Here is a 13,090-nt window from a genome sequence, read left to right as displayed (position 1 = left end):
TCTCCAGCTAAATGTCAGATTATTTACTTAAGGTTTGCCGGCAAGCTGCTGTAAAAATCACGATAGGAAGCGTAATCCGCTGCCGTCGCAGGAATGAAGGTAATCGGTGCCGGTGCATGAACTAACTCGGTCGCCTCATGAAGAATCTTGCTGCCGTCTTTATCGTACTGCATGTTAAAAAATGCGTTGGCTACCGCATCAAGTTCTTTTTGAGAAATACGAGGGGAGGCCATGAGGGCTAAATCATTGAACGAGGACGAACTCCACAATACGCGGAACGATTGACCTTCTCTCTCCGTGTAGCCGCTGACAAGCTGTGAGTTGACACCCATCGCCTGAGCCTTGCCGCTGAGCAGCTGGCTGAAGGCGCCGTCCATGTTTCCTGCAAATACCGTAGACGTATGTATCCCTTTTTTTACCAGTTCCGAGCTGGTGACTTTGTAAGCAATAAACGCTTCGGGGCCGGGGTACACGACCTCTTTGCCTTCCAGTTCGGAAAGGCTATGGATGGGCGAATCGGCGGGGACCACGATTTGTCCTTCGAGGGCAGGGGCGTCACGGCGGCCAAATACCTTCCAGCCCATTTTGTCGCGCTCAGGGCTGAAGAGATGATTGGTAAATGCAAAATCAACCTCTTGTGCGAGCACATAGCTGGTCGTGTCAGAGGAGGTGCGGCCTAATTTCAGCGTGAGGTTCACGCCGCTTTTTTCGGACACGTACCGTATGATCGGGTTCCAGAAAGTGGCTGAGAGATTAAGGTTGTATTGATTGACAGGCGAGAAACTATAGACTTTAAGATCTTCAGAAGCGGCGATAGTTGAAAGGCCAAACGACAGCGCAATAAGGATAGCTTTGCAGGTCAGACGTAACATTACTTGTTGGCTCAAGATGTATATCAGTTTCTGACTCAAAGGTGATGAGCGTTAATTAAACTCAGCAATCCAATATAATCGGCCGAAGAGGGGAGATCTTAAGCACCGTTTTCTTAAATAATTAGTTAACTGCACTTGGATCCACTGATCCGCTTCTTATCCCTGACCCCATTGACGAAGGCCGTTATCCCGTCCTCGTTTGGAGGGGCGTGCGAAGGTTGGCTCTCAAGGGCTTCAGCGCTGGAGTGGACCCGGTGTTCGGAGGCGTGTTTGATCTGTTCGCCGGGTGAGGCGGCCCTTGACCTTCGGCAGATGCTTGCCAGGTTCCGTACGTAGATTCGCCGAGCGGCGATCAGGCAAGGCAAGAACAGGTGAAGAACGACCTGGGTCCCGTTCGATTTGGGTCAAAGAGGCTTCATCGTCGGCTATCGCTTTTTTGGCCCAGTGCACCTTACGGCGTAGGTAATCCCAGCCGGTGTGCTTCAGCGCTCACATTCATCGGTTTGCCTTTCAGCATCGGCTTATGCCCGAGGAGGGCAATGGCTGGCTCAAGGCTGTCGTCCGAAGGAACCAGCAGGGCTTGAAGGCTTTCAGGATTGATGACTCCCCAGTTGGATAAATCATGACAACCGCTGCCGCCACAGACAGCTTGATAGATGATCCGGCTAGCGTGATTTGCATCGGTGTCGCATTCGCCGCCGATGAAATCCACATTGCTGTACCGCAAGACTGTTGAACGAGTGCCGCGTTCTACCCGGAGAATAACGTCTGCGCCTTCTGTTGATCGCAATGGCCTGGTCGCATCTACCGCAATGGTGACGGTTGCCCCGGCACACTGAAATTGCTCCTGTGCCGACGCTGGCAGAGAAAAGATGGCCGTGAAACTAAAGACGATTGCAATCCGTAGCATGGAAAGATCTCAGGTTATCAATGAGTGGATGCTAGCAGCGGGCTGAGTGCAGAGGCGAGCCGCTTTGAGTAAAAAAGGAGTGACCGCTTGTGGGCCATAACTTCAGCCGCGATGCTAAAGCGCAAGCGACCTGAATGCCTGGCCAATCTGCCGCCACGGCGCATGGCGAACCACCACCGGATCACCTGCTGATTTAAATTCCCCGTTAATTCCTGTAATACAATACGATTGCTTTCGACGGGTCGCATCATGAGGATCGGCCCGCAGGTTCAAAGTGACCCTCGTTCCAGGAGGGTCTCCATCCCGGCATTTACAGGTCATCAGGGATACAGCATGAAAGTACTACGTCAGGCATCGTCCTTGCGGCATCAAGTGCAGGATGCACTGCGCAACGAAATCATCTCGGGGCGTTTCAAACCCGGCGATCGTCTGGTCGAGCAACAGCTGTACACCGCGCTGGACGTTAGCCGCACGTCGTTGCGCGAAGCGTTGCGGCAGCTCGAAGCCGAAGGCCTGGTGGAGCAGGTGCCCCATCGCGGCGCGTATGTCGCTTCGGTGGATGCCAAAGATGCGGTGCAAATCTATGACGTGCGCGGTGCGCTGGAAGTCCTGGCCGTGCGCAACTTCGTTCGTTACGCCACCGACGAAGACGTGGGCGAATTGAGTGAAGTCTTCGACGAATTCGCCGAACAGTCGCGCACCACCAGCGTCGATGGCACCGCCTTGCTGGACATCAAACGACGCTTCTACCACGTCCTCCTCGACATCGAACAAAGCCGCGTCGTCGGCAGCATGCTCGAACAGCTCAACAACCGCGTCAGCCTTCTGCGCGCCTTGTCATTGGGCCGGGAAGGGCGCATGCCTCACACCCTCGCCGAACTCAAGGAAATCGTCCGCAACATCCAGTTGCGCGATGAAGAAAGTGCCTGCGCTGCGGCATTGCTCCACGTCGAGAACGCTTCGAAAAACGTCCTTGAACTGCTGGCAGCGACAGGGGCGCATGCGATCGAGTGACGGTTCGCCGCCGTACGTCGACAGCACGCGATGCGGTGATGTCACGAGTCGCGAGGACAGCACAGGCGCGTGTCAGACGCCTTGTCTGGCAGACCTTCGCCATTCACTGCGGTCTTGCCTCCAGCGGCGCCGACAGGTGTCGCGTCAACCCTGACTGGAGTCCGCTCACGCAGCCGTTACCGCAGCAACGGATATTCAAACGGCCTTCAGCGCTCTCCTTTCATCGCAACGCCGAATACCCCGTCGGCGCCATGAACTGCACCTCGATCCGCTCCACGATAATCGCCTGGGCTTCAGTCGCCGCGCGTTTGGCGATCCACTCGGCGTCCGCCTGAAACGCATTCCACTTCGTCTCGCGCTCGGCCAGGCTCTCCCACTGCAACAGGTACGTCAGCGACTGATTGGTCGCCCCCGTCAGGTTGGTCCAGAAGCCGACCTGCCTGATCCCGTACTTCTCGAAAAATCCCAGCGTCGTGCTGGTGAACCGGTCATGCAATGCAGGCAGACGGCCGGGAGCACAGTGATAGGTGCGCAATTCAACGATCATTTTTCTTCTCCTGTTAGGGCTGCTGACAAAAGTTGCGAGCAGGTGCCGCTGGTAAGAAAACGTAAATTATCCTATTGACCGATTGTATGACAGCCCTATAGTTTTATTTCACCTGCTGGTGAACGTCACGCAGGAAAGGCTGACGCCGCCTCGACGCCATTGACAAGAACATAAAAATCAAAGGGCACGGACATGACGCAACCGCAACGTATCGGCTTCATCGGATTGGGCATGATGGGCGCTCCCATGACGGCCTGCCTGGCCAAAGCCGGCTTTGAACTGTTTCTCGCTGACGCCGACGCCGGCCGTCTGCGTGATGTGCAGGCGACCCTGAACGCCAGCGCGCTCACCGCCGAGAACGCTAAATCCCTCGACATCCTCATCACCATGCTGCCGAACTCGGACATCGTCGAGCGTGTGTTGCTGGGCGAAGACGGCTGGGCCGCGTCCCTGGCGCCGCAGGCGGTGGTCGTCGACATGAGTTCTTCGGAACCCGCGCGTTCCCGTGAACTGGGGCAGCGTCTCAAGACACTCAACCTGCACTACCTCGACGCGCCCGTTTCGGGAGGAGTGAAGCGCGCCGTGGACGGCAGCCTGGCGATTCTGGTGGGGGGCGATGCCGAGGTCCTGCAGCGTGGCCGCCCGGTGCTCGACGCCATGGGCAAGAACATCCTGCACATCGGCGACGCCGGTTCGGGTCATGCGGCCAAGGCGCTGAACAATTTCGTGTCGGCAGCGGGCTTGATGGCCACGGTCGAGGCGCTGCATGTCGCCAAACGCTTCGGCATTGACCCCGGCGTCATGGTCGACGTGCTCAATGCCTCGAGCGGCGGCAGTAACACCTCGCTGAACAAGGCCAGGCAATTCATGCTTAGCGGCACCTTTGGCTCGGGCTTTTCGATGCAACTGATGAACAAGGACCTGAAAATCGCCAAGGGGCTTTCGGACGCGCTGGATTACCCGATGATCTTCGGCCAGAGCGCGATCAAGGTCTGGAACGACGTGGCGCAGGATGCCACGCCTGCCACGGACCACACCGAGATGTACCGCATGCTGGCCAGGGAAGGCGAGTGAAGGAGTCCGATGCCATGTCAAACGCTGACAGGTTTTACATCGACGGGCGCTGGGTCGAACCGGCGTCGCCCTCGTGGTTCGACGTCATTGATCCGGCCACCGAAACCGTGGTCGAGCGCCTGGCGTTGGGCGATGCCACCGATGTTGACCGGGCCGTGGCTGCCGCTCGCAAAGCGCTGCCGGGTTACGCCCGGACGTCCGTCGCCGAGCGCATCGCGCTGCTGCAGCGCATCGTCTCGATCTACGAGCGTCGTCAAGAAGAATTCGCTCAGGCGATGCGCGTCGAGATGGGCGCACCCATCACGTTTTCCCGCAAATTTCAGGTGCCGCGCGGTTGGCTGCACCTCAATCAACTGATCGATGTGCTGCAACGCTTTCAGTTCGAAGAAAGTCGGGGCACTACCTTGATCCGGCATGAACCCGTGGGTGTCTGCGGCCTGATCACCCCGTGGAACTGGCCGATCAACCAGATCGTGGTCAAGGTCGGACCTGCCCTTGCGGCGGGTTGCACCATGGTCCTCAAGCCCAGCGAATATTCACCGCTGAGCAGCCTGCTGTTTGCGCAAGTGCTGGACGAGGCGGGCGTGCCACCGGGTGTGTTCAATCTGGTCAACGGCGACGGGCCGGGAGTGGGCGCCGCATTGTCGGCACACCCGGACATCGACATGCTGTCGTTCACCGGCTCGACCCGCGCGGGCGTGCTGGTGGCTAGATCGGCCGCCGATACGGTCAAGCGCGTGGCGCAGGAACTGGGCGGCAAGTCGGCGAACATCCTGCTGGACGACGTTGACCTGCAGGATGCCGTGACCCGCGGTGTCGCCGCCTGTTTCACCAACAGCGGTCAGTCGTGCTCGATCCCGACGCGCATGCTGATCCCGCGCCACCTGATGGACGACGCCATCCAGATTGCCAAGGCTGCCGCCGAAGGCTATAGCGTGGGGCCCACGACGGATGAAAACACCCAGCTCGGCCCGCTGGTCAACCGGGCGCAATGGCGTCGGGTGCAAGCAATGATTCAAAGCGGTATCGACGAAGGTGCGCAATTGGTGACGGGTGGGGTTGGACTGCCGCCGGGCATTGAGAAGGGCTACTACGCCAGACCGACCGTGTTTGCCAACGTGGCGCCGGACATGACCATTGCTCAGGAAGAAATCTTCGGGCCCGTGCTGTCGATGATTACCTACGACAGCGAAGCGCACGCGCTTGCCATCGCCAACGGCACCCACTACGGCCTGGCGGCGTACGTGCAATCGGCCGATCAACAGCGTGCGCGTCAGGTTGCCCGCCAGTTACAGGCCGGCAGCGTGCATGTGAATTACCCGCCAGCCGATTTCGCCGCGCCGTTCGGGGGCGTGAAGCGCTCCGGTAATGGCCGCGAATGGGGCGAGTACGGCTTGCGCGAGTACCTGGAAGTCAAGTCTGTGGTGGGCTACGGCAACTGAGCTGGCCAACCGCTTCGCCGCACGGCTGAAAAAAATTTGCCCGTTTCAACTGTATGACAATCAGTCGATCGTACGAAAAAGGTGAGAAGAACATGAGTGACAACGCGAACCACACTGAACGCTTCAACCAGGGCTTCAATAACCGCAAGGAAGTGCTCGGCGACCGCCATGTCGAGAAATCCTGGGCGGCGGCCGACGACTTCAACCGGCCCATGCAGAAAATGGTCACGGAGGTCTGCTGGGGCGAGATCTGGGGCGACCCGACGCTCTCGTTCAAGACCCGCAGCATCATCAACATCGCGATGCTGACTGCCATGAGCCAGCACCATGAACTGGGCATTCACGTACGCGGCGCCTTGCGCAATGGTGTGACCCGGGAAGAAATCCGCGCCGTGCTGATGCAGGCGGCGGTGTACTGCGGCGCGCCACTGGGCTTGGCGGCCTTCCGTGTGGCGTCCGAGGCGATCAAGGCCTACGAGGCCGAAACCGCCAGCTGATCGTTCCACCTCCATGCTTGCGTCCGACAATAACTATAAGGAAAACGTCATGAGCACCTACGCCCCAGCCAGATCGGCGGCTGAAACCGAACAGTCGATCGAGCATAAGAGGAGGAACGCCATCAAGGGCGCGTTTTTCTCCGAATACATCGACATGTTCGACATCTACTTGCCGGTGGTGGTGTTGTCCCCGGTGTTGTTCTATTTCCAGCCCGCGCAGCTGTCGCCCGGCATGGCGGCGATTCTGGCCTCGCTGGTGTTCATCACCACGCTGCTGGGCCGCCCCATCGGCGCCTTGCTGTTCGGCATGATCGCTGACAAGACCGGGCGGCGCATGGCGTCGATCTACTCGGTATCCGGCTTCGGCGTGGTCACGCTTCTGATCGCGTTGCTGCCCGGTTATGAAAGCATCGGCATCGCGTCGTACTGGCTGCTGGTGCTGCTGCGTTTCGTCGACGGTATTTTTCTCGGCGGCGGTTACACCGGCGCGATGCCGCTGGCGATCGAGTATTCGAAAAAGCACCAACGCGGGTTCGTGGGCGGCTTGATTATCGCCGGCTTCCCGTTGGCCTACGTCACCATCAACCTAGTGGCGATGCTGATGTTCATGCTGTTCCCCCTCGATGGGCCCGGCTCGCCTTACGTGCAATGGGGCTGGCGCATTCCGTTCGTGATCGGTGCCGTGCTGGCGGGCATGTTGGCGCTGTACTACGTCTACGCGGTGTCGGAATCGGAAATCTGGGAAAGCGAAGCGGGCAACAAACCCCGCGAGAAGCTGCCGCTCACCGATCTGCTGCGGGGCAAAAGCGGGCGCAACCTGCTGCAAGTGTTGCTGATGATGACCGGCTTCTGGCTGACCCAGAACATCATCACCATCTTTCTGCCCACCGGCTTGCTGCGCAACACCTTGCACCTCTCGGGCATGGAGGTCACCGGGACGCTGCTGATCGCCTATTCGGTGCTGTTCTTCAGTTATATCGCGTCCGGCATGATCGGGCAGAAGATCGGCCGTCGGCGCTTCTTCATCATTCTCGGGCCGATCATCGCCACGCTGGGCGCCGCGATCATGTACGTCCTGGCCAACGTTCAGGGGCTCACGTTGCCGGTGATCATCACGCTGGTCTGCGTGCTCTCGGTGCTGGTGACCGCGCCATGGGGCGTGATCGTGACCTACATCAACGAGCGTTTCGTGACCGACGTGCGCGCCACCGGCTTCGGTGTCGGTTTCAGCCTGTCAGTGATCATCCCGTCGTTCTACGCCTTCTACATGGCCTGGCTGGGCGAATTCATGCCGTTCACCGTTACGCCGGCCGTGCTGCTGGTGATTGGCGGCGTGATCGCGACCATCGGCGCCTACATGGGGCCGGAAACCAAAGACGTGGATTTCTAGAATTCTCTGCACGTGAGGAGAGCTGTCGTGAATAGCAAAACCGTGGGTTTCATCGGTCTGGGCAACATGGGCGGGCGCATGACGCGCTGCCTGGTGAATGCCGGGCTGAGCGTGCTCGGGTATGACACCGACGCCGAGCGGGTCAAGGCCGCTGGCGCGCAGGTGGCCGGATCGGTCGCCGACGTGGCGGCCGAGGCCGGCGTCGTGCTGCTGTCGCTGCCAGACAGCAAGGTGGTCGAGGCCGTCGTCGAAGGGCCGAACGGACTCCTGGAGCATTGTCGCGAGGGGCAGGTGGTCGTTGATTTGAGCACTGCGGCGGCGAGTTCGACGATGCGTTTGCACGGGCTGTTTGCCGAGCGCGGCGTGCAGTACGTCGACGCCGGGATTTCCGGTGGCGCGGCAGCAGCGGAGAAGGGCGCGCTGACCTTGATGGTCGGTGGCGACAGCGCGACCGTGGACACCCTGGCGTGGGTGTTCAAGCCGATCGCCAGCAAGGTGTTCCTGATGGGCGAAAGCGGTGCCGGCCACACCACCAAACTGCTGAACAACTTCCTCAACGCCGTCAGCCTGGCGGCCACGGCGGAGGTGATGGTTGCCGGCAAGAAGGCGGGCCTCGACCTGCATCGCTTGCTCGACGTGTTGAACAGCAGCAGTGGGGTGAATTTCGCCACGCTCAACCGCTTCCCGCACATCGTCGATGGCAATTACCTTGAAGGCGGCCTGACCGGCAAATTGATGACCAAGGACGTGGTGCTGTACCTGGATCGCGTCCGCGAACTGGGGGTCGCCTCGCTCAATGCATCGGGTCCGCTGGCGAGCTTCGGCCTGCAAACGGCGCTCGGCTACGGCGACCTGATCAGCAACCGCGTGGTAGACGCCATCGGCGACCTGTCCGGTGGGGTACGCCTGCACGAATCGGCCATAGAGAACAAGAAAGGAGACAAGGCATGAAAGTTTTTCACGGCGCTGTCGAAGGCGCGATTTCCGAACAGCGTGGCGCGACGTTCACCGGCGTGGTCTGGGCCGACCCGGTCATGCCCACCACGGATGGGGTGACCATCAACAACGTTTCGTTCTACCCCGGCGCGCGCACCTACTGGCATTACCACGAACAGGGGCAGGTGCTGTACGTGACGTCGGGCAGCGGCTGGATCTGTCTGGAAGGCAGCGAGCCACAGCCCATCCGCCAGGGCGACACCGTGTGGATCGGCCCCAATGAGCGGCACTGGCACGGCGCCAATACCACGAACTTCATGGTCCACACCGCCACGTCCATCGGCAAGACCGTGTGGCAGGAATCGGTGGCAGATGTGGATTATCTGCGTGGGGCGGATTGAGCCTGAACGCCGTCATCCCCTGTCAGAGCGAATTCATTTGCGAATCGATAGGGCAGACGACAAAGGCCTGTCGGATGTTCCGGCCCATCGTGAATGAATTGGCGCCCGCAGGTCATGCAACGCTCTTCAATGTTCAGCGAGGAACACCATGAGCCTCACCGAAAAACAACAACAGGCCAAAGCCGCGTTTGAACGTCACGGGACCTGGAATGCCGGCTGGGACAGCCTGCTGCGTCTGGACCCCGGTTTTGTCGAAGCCTACGCCGGTTTCGCCTCAGTGCCCTGGCAGAAGAATCACCTGCCGCACAAGGTCAAGTCGTTCGTCGCCCTCGTCGCCAGTGCCAACGCCACACACCTGTTCCAACCCGGCATTCAGGAACACATCCATGCGGCCATTCAGCACGGCGCGACCCGCGAGGAACTGACCGAGGTGCTGGAACTGATCAGCACGGTCGGCATTCACGCCTCCAACGTCGGGGTGCCGGTGTTGCTGGAAGTGCTGGAAGAAGAGGGCATGCGCAACGGCCCGGCACCCCTGGATGCGCGCCGCGAAGCCCTCAAGGCGAGCTTCATCGAAAACCGGGGCTATTGGCATCCGTCCTGGGAGGGCCTGCTGGAACTGGACCCGGAGATGTTCGAAACCTACGTCGAATTTTCCTCGGTGCCATGGCGCACCGGCGTGCTGGAGCCCAAGGTCAAGGAGCTGATGTATTGCGCCTTCGACGCTGCCGCCACGCACCTCTATGTGCCGGGCCTCAAGCTGCACATGCGCAACGCGCTGCGTTACGGCGCGACCAGGGAAGAGATCATGGAAATGCTGGAGATCGTCAGTGTCATCGGCATCCATGGCGCGCAGCTGGCAGCGCCGTTGCTGGAGCAGGCTCTGGAGGCGGCGCCCAATAATCCTCGATAACGCTGCGTCCCGACTCCTCTAACAATAACGACGCCGCAAGCCATCAGGCCCTGAACACAGACCTTATCTGGAGTTTCCCCATGAACACGCCATCGACCGTCAGACCGGACTGGACCGACCCCGAAGTGATTGTGGTGCGGTACGGCACCCGGCAGACCACCAAAAGCGAGTGCTATTACAACTTCGGCGCTTACCGCGAACCGGACGCGGCGATGACCATGGACTATTTTTTCTGGATCTTCCGCAGCGCCGAGCAGACCATCGTCATCGACACCGGTTTCAGCCCGGAAGCAGCAATCGCCCGTAAACGGCAACCCGTGGTCGCGCCTGCAGATGCATTGGCTCGCCTCGGCATCGACCCCAAAGAGGTCAAATTGCTGGTACTGACTCACGCCCATTACGACCACGCCGGGAACCTGGGCCTGTACCCCAACGCGAAAATCGTCATGTCGCGCAAAGAGTTCGAATTCTGGGGCACCGACATGGGCAAGCGCCCGCAGTACGGCCACCACATCGACCCGCTGGACATCGAACGCATTCAGGCGCTGCATCGCGAAGGCCGCATCACACTGCTCGACACGCCGCAGAACACGCTGATTCCGGGCCTTGAGCTGTACGAACTCGGCGGCCATACGCCGGGACAGATGGCCGTGGTGGTGGAAATGCCTGAAGGCCCGGTGATCCTCGCCTCGGACGCTATTCACTATTACGACGAACTGGAGCAGGACCGGCCGTTCGCGGTGCTTGACAGCCTGGCGGACATGTACCGGGGCTACGAGCGCATTCGCGAATGGTTGCAGCGCCCCGGTGCGGTGGTGATTCCTGGCCATGACCCTGACGTGATGAATCGCTTCGCGCCCGTTGACGCGAGCGATCCCTCGTTCGCGGTGCGTATCGACGCTCACGGAGCCGGGGTATGAATGGGCGCACGGCACTGGTGACCGGGTCGTCGGACGGCCTCGGGCTGGCAATGGGCAAAGGCCTGGCCGCAGCAGGGTATGACGTGGTCCTGCACGGTCTGGCCGCGCCTGACGCGGTGCGCCAGGCCCGTGAGAATCTGATGCGCGCCCACGATGTGCAGGTGCGTTATGTGCAGGCGGACCTGTCCACGCCAGCGGGCGTCGAGGCGTTGATCGCATCGGCAGGGCGGGTTGACGTGCTGGTGAACAACGCGGTGATCCGGCATTTCGCCCCCCTGGATGAGTTTCCCCTCGCGCGCTGGGATCAGGCCTTGGCGGTGAATGTCACGGCGGCGTTTCTGGCGATTCAGCGGGTGTTGCCGGGAATGCGTGAACGGCGGTGGGGGCGGATTTTCAATCTGTCGTCGGCCTACGGATCGCGGGCCATCGCCAACCGCATCGATTACGTGACCACCAAGACCGCGCTGTTGGGCCTGACCCGCGCCGTGGCGGTGGAAACCCAGGGGCAGGGCATTACGTGCAACGCAGTGTGCCCTGGCTCGGTGCTGACACCCAACATCGAAAGCCGACTGACCGCGCTGATGGCCGAAAAACAGCTCGACCGGCAGGCCGCGACCGTGGAATTCCTGCAAGGCAAACAGGCCACCGGGCGCTTCATCGAGGCCAGTCACGTGGCCGATCTGATCGTCTACCTGTGCAGCGAATCGGCCAGCTCGATCACCGGCGCGACGTTGCCGGTGGATGATGGGTGGATGGCGGGGTGAGCCATGCACCAAAAGCACCCGCAGTGGTGACAGCGTCAGACCTTAAGAAAATGGATACCCCATGACTCAAACCCTAAGCCATCAACTCGCGCAGTTCATCGAACGCGCGACCTGGTCGGACATTCCCGCCCACGTACGACATGAAGCCCATCGCGCGCTGGTCAACTATTTCGCGGTGTCCCTCGCAGGCTGCAGCGACCCGGACGTCGTCAGGGCCGCGACACTGTTTTCGCGCTTCAACGGGGGTGGCGAAGCTCACTTGATTGGCCGCGCTGAGGTCATGGACATGCTCAGCGCGGCGTCGCTGAACGCCATGAGCGCCAACGTCTTCGACTACGACGACACGCACATTCCAACGATCCTGCACCCCACGGCGCCGGTGGCTGCGGCGCTGTTCGCTTTGGCGGAAACCCGCGTGATCAGCGGCGAGCAGCTGCTGCTGGCGTTCGTGCTGGGCGTCGACGTCGAGTGCCGCATCGCCATGGCCATTTCCCCCGAACATTACCGGCGTGGTTGGCACATCACCGCGACCTGCGGCGTCTTCGGCGCGGCCGCCGCTGTCGGCAAGGTCCTGGGCCTTGATGCCCGGCAACTGGTGTGGGCGTTTGGCAATGCCAGCGCACAGGCCAGCGGGCTGGTGGAAACCCTCGGCAGCGCCGCGAAGAGCATCGGCGTCGGCAACGCCGCGCGCAATGGCCTGCTCTCGGCCTTGCTGGCAAAAGAGGGGTTCGCCGGGCCAGACCAGCCGCTGGAGGGGGAGCGGGGGTTTCTGAACGTCTTCGGCGAGCAGCCACGGCTGGACGAAATAAGCGCAGGGCTGGGCGAGCGCTGGGCCTTGTCGGCCAACACCTACAAGCCCTATCCATGTGGCGTGGTGCTCAACCCGGTGATTCAGGCTTGTCTCGAATTGGGGCGGGATCGCAGCTGGGCGCTCGAGGACATTCAGCGCATCGAACTCACGGGGCATCCTTTATTGCGCCAACGCACGGACCGGCCCGACATACGCCTTGGCCGGGAATCCCAGGTCAGCGCGCAACATGCCGTGGCCGTCAGCCTGGCGACGGGCAGGGCGGGGCTGGCCGAATTCAGCGACGCAGCGGTCAGCGATCAACGGGTGCGCGCGCTTTACGGGCGGTTGCAGTTCGTGGATGACGCCGATTACCCGGTGGAGTCGGCACAGGTGCGCATCGTCTTCCACTCAGGCTCGGTCCTCACCCGAAACCTCGACGTTTCCCTCGGCAGCCTCGATGCGCCGCTCAGTGACCATTTTCTCGAAAACAAACTGCGCGATCTCACCGCCTATGGCCGTTCGGGGTGCGAGCCGCAACCGTTGATCGACGCGTTGTGGAAACTGGAACATTCAACCGATGCCGGTGCGCTGATGCGTCTGGCGAGTCTCTGACAGGCAGG

At 60.8% G+C, this 13,090-nt stretch carries 14 protein-coding genes; 11 read left to right on the top strand and 3 right to left on the bottom strand.

The window, feature by feature from the left end; genetic code table 11:
* Positions 1-23 precede the first annotated feature (23 nt).
* Together AC07VF_RS12395 and AC07VF_RS12390 are read right to left on the bottom strand one after the other, a co-directional pair.
* The gene (locus AC07VF_RS12395; protein WP_495009450.1) at positions 24-872 is read right to left on the bottom strand and encodes a phosphate/phosphite/phosphonate ABC transporter substrate-binding protein; all 849 of its coding nucleotides are present in this window, start codon (positions 870-872) and stop codon (positions 24-26) included.
* Between the two features lie 451 nt (positions 873-1,323).
* On the bottom strand, positions 1,324-1,782 hold the full coding sequence (locus AC07VF_RS12390; protein ID WP_346625744.1) for a hypothetical protein: 459 nt from the start codon (positions 1,780-1,782) through the stop codon (positions 1,324-1,326).
* A gap of 333 nt (positions 1,783-2,115) precedes the next feature.
* On the opposite strand from AC07VF_RS12390, the gene AC07VF_RS12385 reads away from it, so the two are divergent.
* On the top strand, positions 2,116-2,796 hold the full coding sequence (locus tag AC07VF_RS12385) for a GntR family transcriptional regulator (RefSeq protein WP_495009451.1): 681 nt from the start codon (positions 2,116-2,118) through the stop codon (positions 2,794-2,796).
* A gap of 220 nt (positions 2,797-3,016) precedes the next feature.
* Here the strand turns inward: AC07VF_RS12385 and AC07VF_RS12380 are convergent, their stop codons facing one another.
* Entirely contained in the window at positions 3,017-3,343 is a 327-nt protein-coding gene (locus AC07VF_RS12380; protein WP_192172555.1) for an NIPSNAP family protein, read from the bottom strand.
* A 192-nt stretch (positions 3,344-3,535) separates the two neighbouring features.
* Here AC07VF_RS12380 and AC07VF_RS12375 point away from each other — a divergent pair, with 192 nt between their 5' ends.
* From AC07VF_RS12375 to AC07VF_RS12330, 10 genes are all read left to right on the top strand, one after another.
* Positions 3,536-4,417 (top strand): NAD(P)-dependent oxidoreductase, encoded by an 882-nt coding sequence (locus AC07VF_RS12375; protein WP_495009452.1) that lies wholly within the window; start codon positions 3,536-3,538, stop codon positions 4,415-4,417.
* 14 nt (positions 4,418-4,431) lie between these two features.
* Positions 4,432-5,859 carry an aldehyde dehydrogenase family protein gene (locus AC07VF_RS12370; RefSeq protein WP_495009453.1) on the top strand — a complete coding sequence of 476 codons (1,428 nt, stop codon included), beginning with the start codon at positions 4,432-4,434 and terminating at the stop codon, positions 5,857-5,859.
* Positions 5,860-5,951: 92 nt separating this feature from the next.
* Positions 5,952-6,356, top strand: a complete 405-nt coding sequence (locus AC07VF_RS12365) for a carboxymuconolactone decarboxylase family protein (RefSeq protein WP_463584210.1) — start codon at positions 5,952-5,954, stop codon at positions 6,354-6,356.
* Between the two features lie 49 nt (positions 6,357-6,405).
* The gene (locus AC07VF_RS12360; protein ID WP_346625748.1) at positions 6,406-7,746 is read left to right on the top strand and encodes an MFS transporter; all 1,341 of its coding nucleotides are present in this window, start codon (positions 6,406-6,408) and stop codon (positions 7,744-7,746) included.
* A gap of 27 nt (positions 7,747-7,773) precedes the next feature.
* The gene (locus tag AC07VF_RS12355) at positions 7,774-8,697 is read left to right on the top strand and encodes an NAD(P)-dependent oxidoreductase (RefSeq protein WP_423574289.1); all 924 of its coding nucleotides are present in this window, start codon (positions 7,774-7,776) and stop codon (positions 8,695-8,697) included.
* The gene (locus tag AC07VF_RS12350) at positions 8,694-9,083 is read left to right on the top strand and encodes a cupin domain-containing protein (RefSeq protein ID WP_423574290.1); all 390 of its coding nucleotides are present in this window, start codon (positions 8,694-8,696) and stop codon (positions 9,081-9,083) included. The genes AC07VF_RS12355 and AC07VF_RS12350 overlap by 4 nt, the downstream gene beginning before the upstream one ends.
* A gap of 148 nt (positions 9,084-9,231) precedes the next feature.
* Positions 9,232-9,996 (top strand): carboxymuconolactone decarboxylase family protein, encoded by a 765-nt coding sequence (locus AC07VF_RS12345; protein WP_192172562.1) that lies wholly within the window; start codon positions 9,232-9,234, stop codon positions 9,994-9,996.
* A gap of 80 nt (positions 9,997-10,076) precedes the next feature.
* Entirely contained in the window at positions 10,077-10,916 is an 840-nt protein-coding gene (locus AC07VF_RS12340) for an N-acyl homoserine lactonase family protein (RefSeq protein WP_495009454.1), read from the top strand.
* Entirely contained in the window at positions 10,913-11,680 is a 768-nt protein-coding gene (locus tag AC07VF_RS12335; protein WP_495009455.1) for an SDR family NAD(P)-dependent oxidoreductase, read from the top strand. The genes AC07VF_RS12340 and AC07VF_RS12335 overlap by 4 nt, the downstream gene beginning before the upstream one ends.
* Positions 11,681-11,741: 61 nt before the next feature.
* Entirely contained in the window at positions 11,742-13,082 is a 1,341-nt protein-coding gene (locus AC07VF_RS12330) for an MmgE/PrpD family protein (protein WP_192172565.1), read from the top strand.
* Positions 13,083-13,090 lie beyond the last annotated feature (8 nt).

It is taken from the genome of Pseudomonas sp. GW821-FHT02H06, from assembly GCF_059421525.1.
This window is presented reverse-complemented; position numbering and strand designations above follow the sequence as displayed.

Bases quoted from the DNA above. Each gene is read 5' to 3' on its own strand.
- AC07VF_RS12385 (WP_495009451.1), top strand. From the start codon at position 2,116: ATGAAAGTACTACGTCAGGCATCGTCCTTGCGGCATCAAGTGCAGGAT.
- AC07VF_RS12335 (WP_495009455.1), top strand. From the start codon at position 10,913: ATGAATGGGCGCACGGCACTGGTGACCGGGTCGTCGGACGGCCTCGGG.
- AC07VF_RS12360 (WP_346625748.1), top strand. From the start codon at position 6,406: ATGAGCACCTACGCCCCAGCCAGATCGGCGGCTGAAACCGAACAGTCG.
- AC07VF_RS12330 (WP_192172565.1), top strand. From the start codon at position 11,742: ATGACTCAAACCCTAAGCCATCAACTCGCGCAGTTCATCGAACGCGCG.
- AC07VF_RS12375 (WP_495009452.1), top strand. From the start codon at position 3,536: ATGACGCAACCGCAACGTATCGGCTTCATCGGATTGGGCATGATGGGC.
- AC07VF_RS12350 (WP_423574290.1), top strand. From the start codon at position 8,694: ATGAAAGTTTTTCACGGCGCTGTCGAAGGCGCGATTTCCGAACAGCGT.
- AC07VF_RS12395 (WP_495009450.1), bottom strand. From the start codon at position 872: ATGTTACGTCTGACCTGCAAAGCTATCCTTATTGCGCTGTCGTTTGGC.
- AC07VF_RS12390 (WP_346625744.1), bottom strand. From the start codon at position 1,782: ATGCTACGGATTGCAATCGTCTTTAGTTTCACGGCCATCTTTTCTCTG.
- AC07VF_RS12340 (WP_495009454.1), top strand. From the start codon at position 10,077: ATGAACACGCCATCGACCGTCAGACCGGACTGGACCGACCCCGAAGTG.
- AC07VF_RS12370 (WP_495009453.1), top strand. From the start codon at position 4,432: ATGTCAAACGCTGACAGGTTTTACATCGACGGGCGCTGGGTCGAACCG.
- AC07VF_RS12345 (WP_192172562.1), top strand. From the start codon at position 9,232: ATGAGCCTCACCGAAAAACAACAACAGGCCAAAGCCGCGTTTGAACGT.
- AC07VF_RS12380 (WP_192172555.1), bottom strand. From the start codon at position 3,343: ATGATCGTTGAATTGCGCACCTATCACTGTGCTCCCGGCCGTCTGCCT.
- AC07VF_RS12365 (WP_463584210.1), top strand. From the start codon at position 5,952: ATGAGTGACAACGCGAACCACACTGAACGCTTCAACCAGGGCTTCAAT.